At 65.8% G+C, this 19,108-nt stretch carries 16 protein-coding genes; 4 read left to right on the forward strand and 12 right to left on the reverse strand.

Annotated features, from left to right (window positions below):
- Positions 1-2 precede the first annotated feature (2 nt).
- From LTL01_RS08640 to LTL01_RS08655, 4 genes are all read left to right on the forward strand, one after another.
- A complete protein-coding gene (locus LTL01_RS08640; protein WP_236968251.1) occupies positions 3-1,127 on the forward strand; it encodes a glycosyltransferase in 1,125 nt (374 codons plus the stop codon).
- 147 nt (positions 1,128-1,274) lie between these two features.
- Positions 1,275-3,608 carry a LasA N-terminal domain-containing protein gene (locus tag LTL01_RS08645; RefSeq protein ID WP_236968252.1) on the forward strand — a complete coding sequence of 778 codons (2,334 nt, stop codon included), beginning with the start codon at positions 1,275-1,277 and terminating at the stop codon, positions 3,606-3,608.
- A 137-nt stretch (positions 3,609-3,745) separates the two neighbouring features.
- Entirely contained in the window at positions 3,746-4,603 is an 858-nt protein-coding gene (locus tag LTL01_RS08650; protein WP_372461322.1) for an ABC transporter permease, read from the forward strand.
- Positions 4,603-5,358 (forward strand): ABC transporter ATP-binding protein, encoded by a 756-nt coding sequence (locus LTL01_RS08655; protein ID WP_236968253.1) that lies wholly within the window; start codon positions 4,603-4,605, stop codon positions 5,356-5,358. The genes LTL01_RS08650 and LTL01_RS08655 overlap by 1 nt, the downstream gene beginning before the upstream one ends.
- A 4-nt stretch (positions 5,359-5,362) precedes the next feature.
- Here the strand turns inward: LTL01_RS08655 and LTL01_RS08660 are convergent, their stop codons facing one another.
- Genes LTL01_RS08660 through LTL01_RS08715 form a run of 12 tightly spaced genes read right to left on the reverse strand, consistent with a single transcriptional unit; the run spans position 5,363 to position 19,093 of the window.
- Positions 5,363-6,286 (reverse strand): glycosyltransferase family 2 protein, encoded by a 924-nt coding sequence (locus tag LTL01_RS08660; RefSeq protein WP_308195177.1) that lies wholly within the window; start codon positions 6,284-6,286, stop codon positions 5,363-5,365.
- Entirely contained in the window at positions 6,283-7,707 is a 1,425-nt protein-coding gene (locus LTL01_RS08665; RefSeq protein ID WP_236968254.1) for a sugar nucleotide-binding protein, read from the reverse strand. The genes LTL01_RS08660 and LTL01_RS08665 overlap by 4 nt, the downstream gene beginning before the upstream one ends.
- On the reverse strand, positions 7,707-8,705 hold the full coding sequence (gene rfbB, locus LTL01_RS08670) for a dTDP-glucose 4,6-dehydratase (protein ID WP_236968255.1): 999 nt from the start codon (positions 8,703-8,705) through the stop codon (positions 7,707-7,709). Before rfbB ends, LTL01_RS08665 begins: the two co-directional genes overlap by 1 nt.
- On the reverse strand, positions 8,705-9,574 hold the full coding sequence (gene rfbA, locus LTL01_RS08675) for a glucose-1-phosphate thymidylyltransferase RfbA (RefSeq protein ID WP_236968256.1): 870 nt from the start codon (positions 9,572-9,574) through the stop codon (positions 8,705-8,707). Before rfbA ends, rfbB begins: the two co-directional genes overlap by 1 nt.
- A gap of 24 nt (positions 9,575-9,598) precedes the next feature.
- Entirely contained in the window at positions 9,599-10,540 is a 942-nt protein-coding gene (locus LTL01_RS08680; RefSeq protein WP_236968257.1) for a UDP-glucuronic acid decarboxylase family protein, read from the reverse strand.
- Between the two features lie 14 nt (positions 10,541-10,554).
- Entirely contained in the window at positions 10,555-11,436 is an 882-nt protein-coding gene (locus LTL01_RS08685; protein WP_236968258.1) for a glycosyltransferase family 2 protein, read from the reverse strand.
- A 15-nt stretch (positions 11,437-11,451) separates the two neighbouring features.
- A complete protein-coding gene (locus tag LTL01_RS08690) occupies positions 11,452-12,336 on the reverse strand; it encodes a glycosyltransferase family 2 protein (protein WP_236968259.1) in 885 nt (294 codons plus the stop codon).
- The gene (locus tag LTL01_RS08695; RefSeq protein WP_236968260.1) at positions 12,333-13,601 is read right to left on the reverse strand and encodes an MATE family efflux transporter; all 1,269 of its coding nucleotides are present in this window, start codon (positions 13,599-13,601) and stop codon (positions 12,333-12,335) included. The genes LTL01_RS08690 and LTL01_RS08695 overlap by 4 nt, the downstream gene beginning before the upstream one ends.
- Positions 13,598-14,734 carry a glycosyltransferase family 4 protein gene (locus LTL01_RS08700; RefSeq protein WP_236968261.1) on the reverse strand — a complete coding sequence of 379 codons (1,137 nt, stop codon included), beginning with the start codon at positions 14,732-14,734 and terminating at the stop codon, positions 13,598-13,600. The genes LTL01_RS08695 and LTL01_RS08700 overlap by 4 nt, the downstream gene beginning before the upstream one ends.
- A gap of 2 nt (positions 14,735-14,736) precedes the next feature.
- Positions 14,737-15,942, reverse strand: a complete 1,206-nt coding sequence (locus LTL01_RS08705) for a glycosyltransferase family 2 protein (RefSeq protein WP_236968262.1) — start codon at positions 15,940-15,942, stop codon at positions 14,737-14,739.
- A complete protein-coding gene (locus LTL01_RS08710) occupies positions 15,939-17,153 on the reverse strand; it encodes a glycosyltransferase family 4 protein (protein WP_236968263.1) in 1,215 nt (404 codons plus the stop codon). Before LTL01_RS08710 ends, LTL01_RS08705 begins: the two co-directional genes overlap by 4 nt.
- Positions 17,147-19,093, reverse strand: a complete 1,947-nt coding sequence (locus tag LTL01_RS08715) for a DUF6541 family protein (RefSeq protein WP_236968264.1) — start codon at positions 19,091-19,093, stop codon at positions 17,147-17,149. Before LTL01_RS08715 ends, LTL01_RS08710 begins: the two co-directional genes overlap by 7 nt.
- Positions 19,094-19,108 lie beyond the last annotated feature (15 nt).

A 19,108-nucleotide genomic window follows, 5' to 3' on the forward strand; every position in this document is an offset into this window, starting at 1 on the left:
CGATGGTGGCCACCCTGCGCGTCATGCTCGATCAGGTCGTCGCGCCCACCTCCCCGGTGCTGGCCGAGGCGTCGCGCGAACTCGCGCGGGCGCTCGTCGACGGAGCGCCCAGCGGCTGCGTCGTCGAGGGGATCGTGCCCGGCGGAACGGATGCCGAGTCCTCCGTGGTCGCCGGACTCGCGGACGTGCGTCGTGTGGGATTGCCCCGCCGCGAACTGGCGACAGCTCTGCAGCTCGGTGCCCCGACCGGGATCGGTGGGGGCATGATCCACGCGCCGACGCTCTTCGCACCGCTCGTCAAGCACGACCGCACGCATGACGGCGATCAGACCGTCGTCACGGTGTGGGACCTGCGGGCGTGGGAGGCGCCGGATGAGCTCTCCCGCCTCGCGGTCGGCTGGCAGAAGGCGATGCTGAAGCGCGCTGCGAAGCACGCCGACGCCATCGTCGCCCCCACCCACTCCATGGCGGAGCGCCTGCGGTCGCTTGCCAAGCTCGGCGATCGGGTGCGGGTCATCGCGGGCGCCGCACCCGCCGGGTTCGCCGTCCCCACCGACGAGGTAGGTCGGCGACGGGAGATGGATCTCCCCGAAGGGTTCGTGCTGCTGAGTGGCGACACTCACGCGTCATCAGGTCTGGCGGCCGGGTTCGCCGGAATCGCGGCATCCGGTGTCGATCATCCCGTCGTGGTCGTCGACGTGCCCGAGGGTCAGGAGCCCGCCGTCGCCGAGATCGCCGAAGCCGCGGGAATCCCGGAGCGTCGCGTCCACGTGCGCGGCGCGCTCGAGATCGCCGACCGCGCCGCCGTCTACGGTGCCGCGCTAGCTTTTGTGGCCCCGTCCACGCGCACGGCGTTCCCGTGGCGCGTCGTGGATGCTTTGGCACTCGGGGTCCCGGTGCTCGCCGCCGACACCGCCGTCCACCGCGAAATCATCGCCGACGGGGGAGAGCTCGTTGACGTGGCGGATGCCGAGTCCGCCGGTGGCGCGTTCGGCGACGCGCTCGCCCGGGCGCTGGGGTCGACGCATGCGGCCGAGCGCCTCGCCGTGATGGCCGACGACCGCGGCCGCGCCTTCTCATGGAGCGAAGCGGCCGACAAGGTCTGGCACCTGCACGCCGAACTCTGAGCGGCGTCCGCGAGAACGCTGACTTCGGCGTGTCGAACACGCCCGATTTCGGCGATTGTTGTACTCATCCGTCACATCCGCCACACTGTTCACATGCCTGGCGCCCGACTCCCCGCACGACGCAGAGCTGTTTCCCGATGGATCACGGTGGTTGTCGCCGGAATCGCGCTCATTGCCGGGCCGCTCGTGGCGGTCCCGACAGCGGTTGCCGCGCCCGTCACGTACACCAAGTCCGCGCACGTGCCCACCGCGGATCTAACCAAATTCCAGCCGGGCAACATCATCTCGGACGCCGCCTTCTTCAACAGTTCGACGATGACCGAGGGGCAGATCCAGGCCTTCCTCGAGGCGCGTGTTCCGAACTGCCAGTCCGGATACACCTGCCTCAAGGACTGGTACGACACGTCGCGCACGACGACGGCGGACGCCATGTGCGGCGCCTATTCGGGCGGCGTGCGCGAGCGGGCGTCCCGCATCATCTACAAGGTCGCTCAGGCGTGCGGTATCAACCCGCAGGTGATCCTCGCCACTCTCGAGAAGGAGCAAGGTCTCGTCCGACACACGTGGCCGAGCGAGTGGCGCTACACGATCGCGATGGGTCAAGGGTGCCCCGACACCGCCGCGTGCGACACCCGCTATTACGGCTTCTTCAACCAGGTCTACGGTGCGGCCTGGCAGTTTAAGCGCTACGCAAACCCGGCCGGCACCAGCCAGTACTTCACCTGGTACGCCCCGGGGAAGACCTGGAATGTTCGATACAACCCCAATGAGTCGTGCGGCTCTTCGCCCGTGTACATCCAGAACCAGGCCACGGCGAACCTTTACTACTACACGCCGTATCAGCCGAACGCCGCCGCGCTGCGCGCCGGCTACGGCACAGGCGACGGCTGCTCGGCCTACGGCAACCGCAACTTCTACAACTTCTACAACGACTGGTTTGGGTCGACGCAGGCAATGACGCCGGTGCTGGCGCAGTATGGAAACCCCGTGTACCTCGTGACCGGCACGAACCGTTACCTGATCACGAAGGAAGACTTCCCTGAGTTCCGAGAGGCGTTCGGGTCTCCGGTCCCCGTGACTCTCGACTTCGTGAACAGACTCGCTCACCGCGGCAACGCCAGCTTGTTCCTCCGGAATTCCGCCACTGGCTCCGTGGCACTTCTTCAGTCAGGCAAGAGATACGTCTTCGGCTCCTGCGCACAGGTCAACGCATGGGGATCATCGTGCGGTGCAGAGACTTCGATCGATTCTGGCGTCTACTCTCGTGTGCCATCGGGTGGTGCGGTCTCAGCGTTTGCCGCCGTAGGTTCTCCCGCAGTCACGCACATACTTGAAGGGACGGTCCTCCGACCCGTGTATGACGGCGGCACCGCCGCTCTGCTGAACGGGGGTAAGACACCCTTCGTGGGAAACATGAAGGCCGACGTAGCGTCGCGCTACAGTCGAGGACTGGTCCGTTTCGCCACGGCCCACTTCCTCCGCACCGAGAACTCAGGAAGCGTCCGCCTGCCGACCACGGACGGGCGACTGCTGGGACTCTCCAACTGGGCTCACGCCGCCGAGTTCGGGCTGCCAGCAACGACCTACCGCGTCAACGTTCCCAACCAGTCGGTAGCAGGGTATGACCAAAGCGGCTCGCTCTCGCTCTTTGCGCGTTGCTACGAGCGAACCTTCTTCGCTGCAGGAGGAGCCTTGAACCCGGTTGAGCCCTCCGCAGCATCCGGGTTCGCCGTGACGACGCTTGATGGCGCTACGTGCGACCAGCTTGAGATTGTCGACGCGGCTCCGGCCCCACGTGTCTTTGTTCAAGCAGCGGGCTCGAACGGCGTATATCTTGCGGTGGATGGCATGTTGCGACTCTTCCCTTCCCGGGACTTGCTGACGACGCTCAATGGCGGCGTGTGGCCGCGAGTGCTCACCGTCAGTGCGACGACGCGCGCGTCGCTCCCACAAGGTGCAGTCTTCTCCTGGAACGATGCCTGGCCCGTGATCGGCACTGAGACCGGCTCCCTCGTGCGCGCCAGCGACGGCGTGGCTGTCAGCCTCGTCGACAACGGACGTGGCTTCACCCTCCCCAACTGGGCCGTGGGCGACGAGTTGGGCATCTCGAACAGACTGCGCGTTGTGACCCCCCAGGTCATGTCCGCGCTCTCGGTTCAAGCGGAGCATCTTCGGCCGCTGGTCAGATGCGAGGGTCGCAATTGGGTCGGTTCGGCGGGTGTGCTCTACTCGGTCTCCGACGGCGCCCGCGCAGGCCTTCCCGTGACGGAACTTGCCGCGGAAACCTGCGACACTCTGAATCGCAGTGGCGGCGACGTAGGCGCGCGACTGTTCGTATCCGTCTCCGGGCAGATCTACCTAGCCGAGAACGGCATGTTCCGCCCGCTGACAGCATCTGAGACTCCCGCACAGCTCAATGGAGGCGTGGAACCGACCGTCCTCCCGTGGGCAGCGGGCGCGTTGGCTGCTATGAAGCCGTAGCGGCGGCAAGATCCTGAGACGGAGACTCGCGGTGATCCTGTGAGCTGCACGTTGAAGCGACTCCCAGTGACGCCCGACTAGGATCGTGCAGTGCGTCTTTCTCTCGCGTTCGCGCGCCCGATAGTGAAGGACTGGAATTGACGTCCATCGATCTCTCCCGATATGACATACCCGGGCGCGGGCTCGGTATCCTCGACGTCTTCCGTTGGCGGTACCTTCTGCGGCTCCTCGTCCGAAAAGGCACCGCGACTCGATACCGCAACTCGGTGTTGGGATGGACCTGGTCGTACGTCAAGCCCGCGGCGCAGTTCGCGGTCTACTACTTCGTCATGGGGTTCATCCTCGGCGGCCATGGCATCGACAACTTCGCGATCTACCTCTTCAGCGGCATTGTGATCGTCAACCTGTTCAATGAGGCCTTCGGTAACGCGACGACCGCGATCGTTGACAACGGCTCCCTAGTGCGGAAGATCTATCTTCCCCGCGAGCTGTTCCCCATCGCCGCAATCATCGTGGCGTTCGTTCACTTCCTTCCGCAGGTAGCCATCCTCCTACTGGTGTGTCTCCTCGTTGGGTGGACCCCCTCACTCCTGGGCATCGGTGCGATCCTGCTGGGCGTGCTGATCGTTGTCTTGCTTGCGCTTGGCTTGGGACTCTTCTTCAGCGGGATCAATGTCCGCTTTCGTGATGCCCAGAACGTCGTGGAGATCATCCGGATGTTCTCCGTGTGGACTTCGCCGGTTCTGTACCTCTGGACGCTTGTCGCAGACAAGCTCCCGGCGTGGGCCTTCGGTGCCTACATGTCGAATCCCTTAGCGGTAGCGGTGGAGCTCTTCCATCTCGGCTTCTGGTCCCCGACTGCCGAGCTAAACCACGGACTTCCACCGAACTTCGGTCTGTATATCGGTATCGCGCTGACGTTCTGTGTCGTCTTCCTCCTTCTCGGACAGTCGACATTCCGCCGCTTCGAGCGCACGTTCGCACAGGATCTCTGATGGCTACACCGATCATTGCCGAGACGGCGACCCCGCCCTCGATCATCGTCGACCACGTCTCGAAGGTCTTCTTGAAGCGAAATTCGCATTCGTTCAAAGAAGCGTTCATCGGATGGGTCCGCAAGAAGAAGGTCCGTGCCGATTCCTTCCGCGCGCTCGACGACCTGAGCTTCCAGGTGGGTCAGGGGGAGGCCGTCGCAGTTCTCGGGCTGAACGGCTCGGGCAAATCGACGACGCTCAAGCTCGTGTCGGGTGTGCTCGAGCCTGACGCGGGTCGGGTGTTCACCCGGGGGCGCGTGGCCGGCCTCATCGAGGTGGGCGCGGGCTTCCATCCGGACCTGTCGGGGCGCGAGAACGTCTACCTGAACGCAGCGATCCTCGGGATGAAGCGCGAGGAGATCGACGCCCGTTTCGACGACATCGTGGCCTTCAGTGAGATCGGTGAGTTCATCGATCAGGAGGTCAAGCACTACTCCTCCGGGATGTTCATGCGCCTCGCGTTCTCTGTGGCGATTCACGTCGAACTCGACGTCCTCCTTGTCGATGAAGTGCTCTCCGTCGGAGATGCTCCCTTCCGGGCCAAGTGCGCGGAGAAGATCAAGGAACTGACCTCGACGGGCGTGACGATGCTGGTCGTGAGCCACGACATGAATATGGTGAAGGAGCTCTGCGAGCGAGGCATCGTGGTCGCCAAGGGCAAGAAGATCTTCGACGGCCCCGTCGACGAGGCGGTCTCGGTCCTGCAGGGGAAGTAGCGGCCTACCGCCGGCGTCGGATCCGACGCTCGATGCGGCGACCGAAGCTCAAATTGTTCTCGCTCCCACGAGCCACTTCCTCACGGATGCCGGTCTCGACGTCTACGAATCGCTGATCGATGAACTTCGTCAGGTAGAGCAACAGGCCCATGCCGTTCGCATCCACGTACTGACGGAGGGCCTCGTCTCTGATGAGGGCGTCGTACTTCGCGTGGTCGCCGCGGGAGTCGATGACGCTGTTGCCGTGGCTGCCTTCTACGCCCTCGCGCTGGTGCCAGTATGCATAGGGCACATCCCCGAGGTAATCCAGAGGCCCGCGCGCGAGGACTTTGAGGTTGAAAGCCCAGTCTCCGACGACCGGAAGCGAGTCGTCGTACAGTCCGAGTTCTTCGTGCAGTCGTCGACGGTAGACGAACGCGATCGGAACGAACCGGTTGTAGAGAAGCGTGTCTGCCAGCGTCGGCGCGCTCAACTGGGGCTGGAACATCTCGCGTCGTGTGACGCGGAACCCGTCGGGCTCGCGCTTCTCCCAGAGAATCTCGATTCGCGACACCACGCCGTCGCGCTCCGGTGCGGCCTCCAAATACTCGACAGCCCGGCTCAGAAACTCGGGATGCCACGAGTCATCGTCGTCGTGCAGCACGAGAAGCGGCGCGGAGGTCGCCAGTACCCCGGCATTCGCGCTGACCCACCGGCCCCGGGACTCCGGGTGGTGCATGGCCCGCACCCGTGAGCGATGCTCGACCGGTAGGTCCTCCACGACAGCATCGACAGCCGAGGCATCGCCGCCGTCGTTGACGATCACGCACTCCCACTCTGTCATGCGCTGCCCGCTGATGCTGGACAATGCGCGCCGCAGAAGATCCGGCCGATCCTTCGTGCGCACGACGACCGCGACAACCGGCGAGACCGGCGTGGCGTTGCTCACGAGGTCCCCTGCGCCAGGTAATTCTCGAGGAGCTTCGCCGCGTTACCTGGCGTGAATCCTGCCTCGGTCAACTTGTCGACGTTGAGGAGGCTGTTGCGGGGGCGAGGCGCGATCGGTCCGGAAGTGTTGGCGTAGTAGTCGTGGGTGCTGACGGGTGTGACGCGGTCGGGGTCGTGTCCGGTGAGCTGGTAGACGTGGCGGGCGATGTCGTACCAGGTGGTGGGTTGTCCGGTGCCGGTGAGGTTGTAGATACCGTGAGGCGCCGACGTCGTGAGGAGGTGGTGGATGCCTTGGGCGAGGTCGGTGGTGAAGGTGAGGCGTCCGGTTTGGTCGTTGACGACGGTGGGGTTGATGCCGCGTTCGGCGAGGGATGCCATGGTGCGGACGAAGTTGTGGCCGTCACCGATGACCCAGCTGGTGCGGATGATGTAGTGGCGGGGGACGGTGGCGACGATCGTGTCGGCGGCGGCTTTGGTTTGCCCGTAGACGCCGAGGGGACTGACCGGGTCCTCCTCCGTGTACTCGCCGGTGCGGGTGCCGTCGTAGACGTAGTCGCTGGAGACGTGGACGAGGGTGATGCCGTTGTCGGTGGCGATCCTGGCCAGCGCGGCGGTTGCGGTGACGTTGCTGGCCCACGCGGTGGTGCGGCCGGTGGGGGTTTCGGCGGTGTCCACGGCGGTGTAGGCGGCGGCGTTGATGATGGTGTCGTAGTCCCGCCACCGCCGGTCGGTGTGGAGGGTGGGGGAGGTCAGGTCAAGGGTGTCGCGGGTGGTGTACTCGACCTGCGGGGTGTCACCGAGCAGGTCCCGGAGGGCGCGTCCGAGTTGCCCGTTCGCGCCGGTGATGAGGGTTTTCTTCCCCGCCATCGGGACCACATCGGAAAGGCGCGGGTGGTTCTTGTCTTTCTCGCTGATTTCCACCTGATCCAGCGGGATCGGCCACTCGATGGCGGCGGTCTCATCGGCGAGGTTCAGGAACGTGTAGGTCGCGGTGGGGGACCAGTGGTCGTTGACGAGGTAGGTGTACGCGGTGTCGGGTTCCAGGGTCTGGTAGGAGTTCCCCACCCCTCGGGGCACGAAGATCGCTTTCGACGGGTCCAGTTCCGTGGTGAACACCGCCCCGAACGTGGGGCCTTCACGAAGGTCCACCCAGGCGCCGAAGATCCTCCCGGTGGCGACAGAGACGTACTTGTCCCACGGTTCGGCGTGGATCCCCCGGGTGGTGCCGACGGCGTCGTTGAAGGAGATGTTGTTCTGCACCGGCCCGAAATCGGGCAACTCCACCCCAGCCGCGGTCATCTTCTCCCGCTGCCAGTTCTCCTTGAACCACCCCCGCGCATCCCCGTGCACGGGAAGATCCACCACCACCAGCCCCGGGATCGGGGTGGGCGTGACCGTCAGCGCCTTACCGAACTCCGTCATCACTGGCCTTTGCTGGCGTAGAACGCTTCCACACCGTCTTTGGTGGGTGCCCACCAGGCTTCGTTGTTCCGGTACCAGTCGATCGTCGCGGCAAGCCCCGCCTCGAAGTCGGAGTACTGGGGTGCCCAGCCGAGGTCGGTGCGGAGTTTGGTGGAGTCGATCGCGTACCGCAGGTCGTGTCCTGCCCGATCGGTGACGTGATCGTACGCATCCGCGGGCTGGCCCATGAGCGTGAGGATCAGTTCCACGACGTCTTTGTTGTTCTTCTCCCCATCGGCCCCGATCAGATAGGTCTCCCCGATCACACCCCGGTCGAGGATGGTGAGGACCGCGGAGGAGTGATCGTCCGCGTGGATCCAGTCGCGCACGTTCTCCCCGGCCCCGTACAGCTTGGGGCGGATCCCACGGATCACGTTCGTGATCTGCCGCGGAATGAACTTCTCCACATGCTGATACGGCCCGTAATTGTTCGAGCAGTTGCTGATCGTGGCCTGCACCCCGAAGGACCGCACCCACGCCCGCACCAGCAGATCCGACCCGGCCTTGGTGGAGGAGTAGGGGGAGGAGGGGTTGTAGGGGGTGTGTTCGGTGAACCGGGCCGGGTCATCGAGCTCCAGGTCGCCGTAGACCTCGTCGGTGGAGATGTGGTGGAACCGCTTCTCGTGCCGGCGGACGGCTTCCAGGAGCGTGTAGGTGCCGATGATGTTGGTGTCCAGGAACGGACGCGGATCATGCAGGCTGTTGTCGTTGTGGGACTCCGCGGCGTAATGCACCACCGCATCCACGCCGCCGACGAGCTCATCCACCACCGTGGGGTCGGCGATGTCACCCTGGACGAACCGGAACCGGTCCGCAGGCAACCCGTCGAGGGAGGCGAGGTTTCCGGCGTAGGTGAGTTTGTCCAGCACGACCACGTCGTGGTCGGTGTGGTCGAGGACGTGGTGGACGAAGTTCGATCCGATGAACCCCGCCCCACCGGTCACAAGCAGACGCGCCATCAGTGGCCTCTCTCCAACGTCTCCAATAGGTACGTGCCGTACCCGGACTTCACCAGCTTCTCCGCGCGCTCCCGCAACTGCGCGTCCGTGAGGAACCCCTGCCGCCATGCGACTTCCTCGGGCACCCCGATCGAGAGCCCTGTGCGGCGTTGGATCGTGCGGACATACTCCGCCGCGTCCGTCATCTGATCAAACGTCCCGGTGTCCAACCAGGCGGTGCCGCGGGGGAGGACCTCCACCTGCAGCTTCCCGCGCCGCAGATACTCCGCGTTCACATCCGTGATCTCATACTCACCCCGCGCCGACGGCTGCAGATTCCGGGCGATCTCGACCACGTCGTTGTCGTAGAAATACAGCCCCGGGACCGCATAGTTGCTCTTCGGGTTCGCGGGCTTCTCCTCCAACGACACCGCCCGACCGGCATCATCGAACTCCACCACCCCGTACGCGGTCGGCTCCGCCACCCAATACGCGAACACCGCACCACCATCGACATCCGCGTACCGCTTGAGCTGCGAACCCAAACCGGGACCGTAGAGGAGGTTGTCGCCCAGGACCAGGGCGACCTTGTCGTTCCCGATGAAGTCCGCACCGATCGTGAACGCCTGCGCCAACCCGTCCGGAGACTCCTGCACCGCGAACGACAACTCAATACCGAACTGCGACCCATCCCCCAGAAGACGCTGAAAGAACGGCGCATCATGCGGAGTCGTGATCACCAGAATCTCCCGCACACCCGCCAACATCAACGTCGACAACGGGTAGTACACCATCGGCTTGTCATACACCGGGATCAACTGCTTCGACACACCCAACGTGATCGGATGGAGTCTCGTGCCGGACCCGCCGGCCAAAATGATGCCCTTCACGACACCCATCCTGCCATCGAGTGCTTAGACGGAAAGAACCGCCCTGAAGTAGTCCACCGTCTTCGCGAGTCCGCCCTCGAGCGCGATCGTCGGTTCCCAGCCGAGTTCTCGGCGGGCGAGGGTGATGTCGGGCTGTCGCTGTTTGGGATCGTCCTGGGGGAGCGGGCGGTGCTCGATCTCCGACTCGCTCCCCGTGATCCGCAGAACCGCCTCAGCGAGCTCGAGCATCGTGAACTCTCCGGGGTTTCCGACGTTGATGGGTCCGGTGACGTCGTGCCCGGTGTTCATCAATCGGACCATGCCGTCGACGAGATCGTCCACGTAGCAGAACGACCGCGTCTGCGACCCGTCACCGTAGATCGTGATCGGCTCGCCGCGAAGCGCCTGGACAATGAAGTTCGACACGACGCGACCGTCATTGGGATGCATCCGCGGGCCGTAGGTGTTGAAGATCCGTATGACCTTGATGGCCAGATCGTGCTGCCGTCGGTAGTCGAAGAACAGGGTCTCCGCCGCCCGTTTCCCCTCGTCGTAGCAAGAGCGGGGACCGATGGGGTTCACATTCCCCCAGTACTCCTCACGCTGGGGGTGTACGGCGGGATCGCCGTAGACTTCCGACGTCGACGCTTGGAGGATCGGCACGCGCAGTCGTTTCGCGAGTCCGAGCATGTTGATCGCGCCCACCACGCTTGTCTTCGTCGTCTGCACCGGATCGTGCTGATAGTGCACCGGGGAGGCGGGGCACGCGAGGTTGTAGATCTCGTCGACCTCGACGTACAGAGGGAACGTCACGTCGTGGCGGATGATCTCGAAGCGCGGGTTTCCGAAGAGGTGCTCGACATTCTTCCGGCTACCCGTGAAGAAGTTATCCACGCAGATGACCTCGTGGCCCTCGTCAAGGAGCCGCTCCGACAGGTGGGATCCGATGAAGCCGGCACCGCCGGTGATCAGGACTCTCTTTGACACCTCCGTAGCCTAGCTCAGCGGGTTGTCGAGACCATCCGCTTCTGGCCGAACGTCCGCCCGATCGTGCCTTCGAGCCGCCCGACGAACATCGGCCACCCATCTGTTGCGCGGATGGGCTCCGGGTTGCGGACACCATAGAGTAGCCCGGCGGCGACGAAGGCAGCGCGCCACCAGAGCGGGTACGCGTGGACCGCGAATGCCCGCCCGGTCCCGCGGCCGTACGCGCGGAGCTTCCGCCGACGGTCGGCGTCCGTCAGGCCGAAACCCGTCGAGATCCCGTCGACGTGCACGTCGGGGGGGAGCCATGAGAAGCGATCGATGACCTCGGGGTGCGCGCGCATGACGCGCAGAAGTAGGTCGGTGCCCTCGGCAACCTGCCACGGGCTTGAGGAGCCCGGTCCTATGGCCTCGTCGAAGCCCCCAACGGTGTCGAAGAGCGACCGGCGGAGAAGGATGCCCATTTCGATGATCGACCAGACGTTGTAGCGGTCGAGGGGAGTTCCGGCGGTGGGAAGCGTCGTCTTCGGGCCGCGTTCGTCCCACGAGGTGAATCCCCCCGCGACGAAGTCCGGGTTGTCTATCGCGTCGTGGAGTGCATCGAGAGTACCTGCGGGGAACACGGTGTTGTCGTTCGGAAACGCGAGGACGAACTCGCCGGGCGGAAGAGCCGCGACGCCGGTGTTGCGGCCGAGGGAGGCTCCGCGTGAGGAGGCTGTCGCGGCGACGGGAAGACCTCGCGCGGCGAACTCAGCCGCCAGTTCAGCTACCTCCTCCTCCTTCCCTTGCGCGACGAGGATGACCTCGTCGCCGTCGCGCAACTGTCCCTCGAGCGATGACAGGAGCGTGCGAAGCGCATCGATACGGCCAAGCGTCGTAACCGATAGTCCGATGTTCACGATGAACCTTTCGCGTCAGGGGAGTTTCTCGAAGGCCACGTAAGCGGGGTCGGGTGCGTTTCTCCCCAACTTCCAGCCTGCGATGACGTATCGTGCACCGGGCATGTCGCCCTTGACCGTGCAGAGGGCGACCTTTGCGCCGAGTCGGGCGAGCCCCGTCACCGTGCCGGCACCGCCATGAAGGCGCAAGAAATGCCGGAACGCCTGGCTGGAGTAGGCGAGGATCCGGGAGCCGGCGCGCGAGTGCGAGGAGGACACGGCGTGAATCAGAACGGCGTCGGGAACCTCCGAGAACCGCACTCCTGCCTCCCTCAGCCGGAACCCGAACTCGACATCTTCCCAGTACATGAAGAATCGCTCGTCCAGGAGGCCCACCCGCTCGAACGTGCTCCGCCGCACCAGCACGCAGGCCCAGGTGAGGAAATCGGGGTGTTCGCCGGGCCGAGGCTGCCGAATGCCCCAGGTGAACCTGTTGACGATGCCGCCGGCGGAGAACTTCGTTCCCGTCGGTGTTTCGATCCGAGGACCCACGATCCCGAGGCCGGGATCGCCATCCAAGGCGGAGACGAGTCGATCGATGTCGTGATGGGTCAGGGTGGCGTCGTTGTTGATGACCAGGAACTCGTCGAGTGACGGGTCGTCCAAGAGCTGTCGCAGCCCGGAATTCACGCCCACCGCGAAGCCGGTGTTCGACGTCAGTTCGACGATGTCCAGACTCGGGTTCGGTTCGAACGCTGACGCGATCGAACCATCCGCCTCGTTGTCGACGACGATCACTCGAGCGACCCTCGGGTGGCCGACGAGGCGTGCAACGCATGCGGCCGTCAGCTCCCGATCGCGCCACGTCAGCACAACGGCGCCGACGGTCGCGGGTGTGGGGGTGGATCGGGACGCACTCATGACAGGGCCTTCGGGTCGTCATCCAGGGGTGGTATCGGCTCTGCGCGTTCGATCGCACGCACCGCCGAGGCGCAAGGGCGCCAAAGGAGCAGGGTAGCGGCCGCTTCCGTGAAGGCGTAACCGACGGCGGCTCCGAGGGGGCCGATCACGTTCGCGGCGATGATCATCACGGGGATGCCGACTGCGGTCGCCGCGAGCGTTGCACGCATGACCGTCTTCGCTTTGCCGGCGGGGAAGAGAACATGCCGCGTCATCGACGTGCGGAGCGAGAGGAAGGCGAAGACGATTCCCATGGCGATGAGAAGATCGACTCCGGCGGCCGCCTCGCTTCCGAAGAGCAACATGCTCACGCTGTCGCCGAGGCTAGCAAGGACAACGCCGCCCACGATTCCGAATCCTGCGTGAGCGCTCATAGCAAGACGCATGCGACGTGCGCGTGGCGGACCGGAGACTTCTCCCACCCAGCTTTGGAGCGCGCTGGCGAGCGTGAAGGGAAGTACGCTTCCGAGCTTGAACATCTTGTCGGCAGAAGCGAAACCCGCGGCCTCTACCGGGGGTGATGTCACGTTGACGAGGGGGGCGGGCACGCTGGAGTACGCGCTGAGCGCAGCGTCGTTCAACGCAACCGGGAATCCGGCGCGAAACAGACCGGGGAGCTCGCGCGCGCGTGGCCACGACCCCGGGTGGCGCCGCAGGAGACGGTTCGTGAAGGCGCTCGTGCCGAGAACCGTCACAAGTATTCCGCTCAGTGGGTAGACCTCGACGATGCCGGTCGCCGCGATCGCGAAAGCCGCCACGATCGTGGCGACGAGGCGCGGCACGGCATCGAAGATGATGATCGTGCGCGGGTCGCCCACCCCCGCGCAGTACCACGTGAACGACAGGGCGATGAGAGCGCCCTGCACGCCCATGAGGATCGTCAGCCATTCGGCGCCCGGGGAGGAGATGAGCCAGCAGATGACCGCGAGCACCGGCAGCGTCACGAGAGCCACCGCGGCGCGCACGACGATCGATTCGCGGTAGAGACGCGCACGTCGATCGTCGTCTGCGGCGATCGAGATCAGGGCGGGGCCGATTGCCGCCCATCCGTATCCGATCACGATGGCGGCGAACGTGCCGACGGATTCTCCGGCGATGGCGCTCGCCCATCCGCCCGGCCCCGCGGTGCGAGCGACGAGGGGGAGGACGACGAGAGGAGAGACGGCGGCGAGGGCGGGGAGGAGCATGAACCCCACGAGACGGCGTCGGAGGCTGAGGTCTGTCATCGGCGTTCGGAAACGGTCGTTGCAGCCAAGAGATTCTGCAGAACGTCCGCAGTCCGCTCGGCCGTCCTCTCCCAGGTGAAGGTCTCGGCCCACGCCCGGCCCTGCGCGACCTCACCGGGGGAACGGCCACCGCGGACAGCGGAATCGATGGCTGCGGCAAACAACGCGGGCTCGGTCGCATCGGCGTAGCGCGTCGTCGTACCACCGACCTCGCGGAGGACCGGGATGTCGTTCGCCAGGACCGGAGCGCCCCGCCGGAGGGCATCAACGACCGGGAGGCCGAATCCTTCTGCCAGGGACGGACAGACGTACAGATCTGTAAGTGCGTAGAGGGCCTCCAACTGCTCGACGCTGACCCAACCGGGCAGAACCACGTCTTCGCTCAGGCCGAGGCGCTGGACCTCCGAGCTCAGCGGATCAGGGAGGCGGCTACCGGCGATGACGGCGAGCGGCCTCTCCTCACGCGGGATCTGCGCGAGTGCGGCGAGAAGGCCGACGAAGTTCTTGTGAGCCATGCGGTTGCCGGTGCTCAACACGATCGCCCGGTCCGCAGGGATGCCGAGGGAGGCGATCGCGCTCACGGGATCTGCGACAGCCACGGGGCTGCTGCTGCCGTTGTGAATGACGTGAATCCGCTCTGACGGGAGCCCGAAGGTGCGGCTGATGCTGTCGGCTGCCGCGGAGGAGACGGTGACCACAGCGTCCGCGGTCCGCGCGGATCGTGCCATCAGCCACGACGTCGCCGCGCGCTGCACGCGAGCGGCGGCGCTACCCGGCACCTCGTCGTAGATGGCGTCGTGCACCGTGACGACGCGTGGTGTCCCACGAAGGATGGGGCCGAAGTTCGCCGGCGCCCAGATCGCGTCGGCGCCGTTGCGGCGCGCGAAGACCTCTGTTCCGACGACGGCTCCCGCCGCCCAGGACGCAGGATCGGGTCCGACCCACGGCACGGTGTGCACACGGCCGGGGAAGAAGTCCGACACCGGCCCCGATCCGGCGCGCCCTGTCAGCGCACTGAAGCGGACCTCGGGGAGCAACGCGGCCAACCGCGGGAGCAGCTCGCGCGCATATGTCTCGGTGCCTCCCCGTGAACCGGTGTATCCGAGAAGGTCGACGAGAAGGCGCCGCTTCACCGTCAACTCTCGATGACGGCGTCGGCGGGGATCGTCCGTCGCGGCGTCGTCAGAACGCCGGAGAAGAAGCTCATGAGGATCGTCTGGAACCCGAGCATGATCCCGAGCGCGCTCGGGATCGCGACACGGACGACCTCCGTGGCATCGAGGGGACCGAAGTCGACCCCGCTCCATCGAACGACCTGCGCAACGCCGATGACGATTCCGAGCACGAAGAGGGCGAGCCCGACGAGGAGCCCGCGTTCTGCGCTCCACTTCGCGACGATCGACCGGTAGCGGTCACTGGCGGGAAGGAACTGCTCCGCGGTCGCGAACAGTTTCGTCAGCCAGAAGAACATGAGGGACTGATAGCCGATCACGCACAGCGCGCTGGCATAGACCATCGTCGTGACGCCGAAGCCGACGCCACCGATCTCGATACCCCCGAACGCGAGGATACCCACCGCGATGGCTCCGAGCAGGAACGCGACGAGGCCGGGATACACGAAGAGCCAACGCGGCGCGAAGATCAGAAGGAACCGCAGGTGACGCCACCCATCGTGCCAGCTCCGCAAGTGCGGCGGGCGGGAGCGGCCGTCCTTCTTGAGCGTGGTCGGAACCTCCTCGATCCGGTACTTGGGCCGGGCGAGCGTCGCCTTGACGACCATCTCGGAGGCGAACTCCATACCTGTGGTCTGCAGACCGAGCGCAGCGATGCGGTCCCGGTTGAAGCCGCGGAGGCCGCAGTGAAAATCGCCGACGTTCGGCCGGAAGAAGAGCTGTCCGATGCCCGACAGCACGGGGTTGCCGAGGTACTTGTGGAGGGGAGGCATGGCCCCGGGGGCCACCCCGCCCTGGAACCGATTGCCCATCACAAGGTCGGCGCCGCCGCGGAGACGATCGACGAACGGTTGAAGATTCTCGAAGTCGTAGCTGTCATCGGCGTCGCCCATGATGATGTACCGGCCGCGAGCCGTCTCGATCCCGTTGATGAGCGCGGCGCCGTAGCCGCGGCGCGGAGCGTGGGTGACGCGTGCACCGAGGCTCTCCGCGAGGGCTTGAGAGCCGTCGGTGCTGCCGTTGTCGGAGATCAGTACTTCACCGACGATGCCCGAGCGTTCGAGGAATCCTCGCGCCTTCCGGATGCACACCTCGAGGGTTTCCGCCTCGTTCAGGCAGGGCATCAGGATCGTCAGTTCGACGTCGGTGGTTTCGGCGGGGCGGTTCACGTGTTCTCTGCTCTCTGTCTGCGACGGCGAGGGGAGCGGGACGCACTTTTCGCGTCGACGCACTCGAGTATCGCGTCGATGGTGCGGGCGATCGTACGGTTCTCGACCGCGTCGCCGTACCAGTGTCTCGTTGTTTCTCTCAGGACCGCGCCACCGGTGACGGCGCGTGCGATCGCGGATCCGAGGTCGTCCGCGTGTGTCGAGGGCGCGATGAAGCCGTTCCGTCCCTCGTCGATCAGCTCGGTGGAGGCGTTCCCTTCCCCCGAGACGAGCACGACGGGCGTTCCATGTGCGGCGGCCTCGACGACGACAAGCCCATACCCTTCCCTCCGTGACGGGTTCACCAGCACGGCCGCCTGCGCCATCAGGGTCTCGAGGTCGGTCTGGGCGACGAACCCGCGCAGGTCGCACCAGTTGCGCCCATCGACGGCATCGATCGCCCGCTCGACCTCCGGCGTCGAGGATCCGGATCCGAGGATGACGAGCCGGAGGTCGGGCACCGTGGCCCGCGCCTTCGCTACGGCGGCCGGAATGGTCTCCACCTGCTTGTCGGCGATGTGGCGCCCCGCGTAGAGCGCGAACGGGGGGTGGGTGGGGGTCGCCGCGTCGGATGCGGTCGTGATGTCCGCCTCGATGAGGCCCGGGCTGACGAGCAGATCACCACGCAGACCTTCGGCGCGGAGTCGCTGAGCGCTCAGCTCTGAGTGGCATGTGGCCACCGGTGTGAGCGCGATCGCGGCCCGTTGCAGGGCCCACGCTACTGTCCCGGTGATGTGACCGGCGTACTGGAGCCACTGGCGGCGCCGCCAGACTTCGAGGTAGTCGGCGATGACGACGGTGCGGCTTCCCCACAACGCCGCGCGAGCGGCGAAGACGTTGAGGACGGGAAGCGCGCTGACGACGACCGCGTCGTAGTCGTGGCGAGAACGTCTGAGCGCTGTGAAGAGGTGCCATGCGAACGACAGCGCCGCTGCAGAACGGCGGACGCCGTGCACGTCGTAGAGGTTGAGGCGCGGACTCGTCGCCCGAACACGGAATGGCTCGTCGGTCGGAGGCTTTCCCTCCCATTGGAGGGCGGTGAGGTATTCGACTTCGTTCCCACGTGTCGCGATCTCACGGGCGAACGCGCGGTACTGTCGTTCGCCGCCACCCGTGGTGAACGGGTACAGACAGTCGTACGCGATCGCGATCCGGCGGGGCACGGTCAGCACCCCACGATCTGGAAGAGACGGGCGTCGTCGCCTTGCGAATCGACGAGGACGAGCTTGTCTGAGGGGTCGAGGTCGTTGAGGCCCGCTCGCTCACCGCCCGCAGCCTTGTTGTTCCAGACGTTCTGGCTTCCGAAGTCCAGGACGTACTCCACGTCGAGTCGGTCGACCACGGTGCACACCTCGGGGTCGGAGCCGATGTTCTCCAGGTTGGCGTCGATGAACTCCTCGTCGGCGCTCCGGGCGGAGAAGACATGACGGGTGAGAACGTCCCGCTCGCCGAGAGCGTAGGCGAGCGAGCCGCCGGTCCACGGGTTGACGACGATCACCGCGTCGTCGGGGACGGTCTCGTCCAATCGGTCGATGAGCGCCTGTTCGTCTTGGGTGAGGAGAGGCGACGAGTCGCTGAGGCGGTAGGAGCCCTGAGCACGCTCGATCATCGCGGTGACGTTCGGGCCCGTCGCCGCGAGAAGAAGGAGAAGTGCGGTGAGCCCGGTGACCAGAAGGAATCGAAGCAGCTCGGGCCACGATCGACGGTGGAAGATGCGGGATACCGCATCCAGCAGCACCAGGGCCCCGACGACCGCGACCGGGATCCCCGCGATGGGGAGGATCGCTGCGAGCCGGTAGGAGTCGTTGTACCAGGGGTTGGTGATCAGATCGCGGAGGGTTGTCCCGGTGGGGATTCCGCTCACGACGATGAAGAGGAACGCCGCCGTCGCGAAAGGCAGGGCCACCCGGAGCCAGCGCACCGGCCGCCGCACAATTGCGATCATCCCGACGAGCAGCAGGACCGATGTCGCAATCGTGATCGGATACCCACGTGGTGCGATCAGGGCGGCCTCGCCGAAGGCCTGGGCGGTGCTCTGCCATGCGCCCCAGACCGACATGCCCGCATTCGTGCGTCCGAAGCGCCATAGCCCGACGAGAGCGACCGTCATGACGACGATGACGAGGAGCGGAGCGAGCCGCGCCCGTCGGGTTTTCGCGGCCCAGGCCGCGAGGGCCGACTCGGTGATCACCACGGCGAATGCGAGCGCGAACAGAGCGAGGAAGGCATTCGGGTGCGAGATCCCCACGGCCGCGCACGTGACGAGGAGAAGTAGAAGGGCCCTGACTCGATCCCGTCCTCGCACAGTCAGCAGCATCCACACCGCGGCGAGCCCAGCGGGGAGCACCGCGTACCCGGTGGCGTTGGGGTAAAGCACCCCGAAATCGAGGAGAAGAAGGGGGAATGCCGCGAAACCCGGGGTGAGCGCGGCGGTGACGGCGAGGGCTGCGGGCCGTGCGGCGAACAGCGTCGCACCGAGCGCGAGCGCAGATACCGGCCATGCGATCGCGAAGATGGCGATGTTGGCGGCGTTGACGGCGAGGGGGATCGAGCCGCCGCCCAGCTGAGCAACGAGCGTCACGATGCTGTGCCACCCGTTGGGGTAGAACGCGATGTCGGACGTGCTCCCGATGGCGACGACGGAGGCATCGCCCAGATCGAGCGCGAGCCGGATGGCGTTGAGATGCACGATGTTGTCGAAGGTCTGCGAGATGTTCTCGGGGCTGCCGAACGCCGTCATCAGCTGCACGCTGACTGCCACCGCGGCCGCGACGGCACCGACACCCGCGGCGTAGAAGGCGCGAGCGCGGCCCTGGTCCCAGGGCTGTGGATCGACGCTGTTGTCGCGGGCTACCCATCGCGAGACGGCCCAGGCGACAAGCGCAGCGATGGCGGTGACGATGGCGACAGGCAACAGCGACCATGTCAGACCTACGAGCGGTCCGACCGAAGAAGCCACCGCAATGATGGCGATCGATATCGCCGGCGCGAACAACCACGCGATGAGGGATCGAACACCCCAGCCGGCCACGACGACCGCGGCTCCGGGGAGGAGGACGAGCGCCCCCCCGATCAGGATCGACGGGACTGCACTCAGCCAAGCATCGTTCATCTCGACTCCCGGCCT

Origin of the sequence: Microbacterium aurantiacum (assembly GCF_021654035.1) — a bacterium.
GTDB lineage: Bacteria > Actinomycetota > Actinomycetes > Actinomycetales > Microbacteriaceae > Microbacterium > Microbacterium aurantiacum.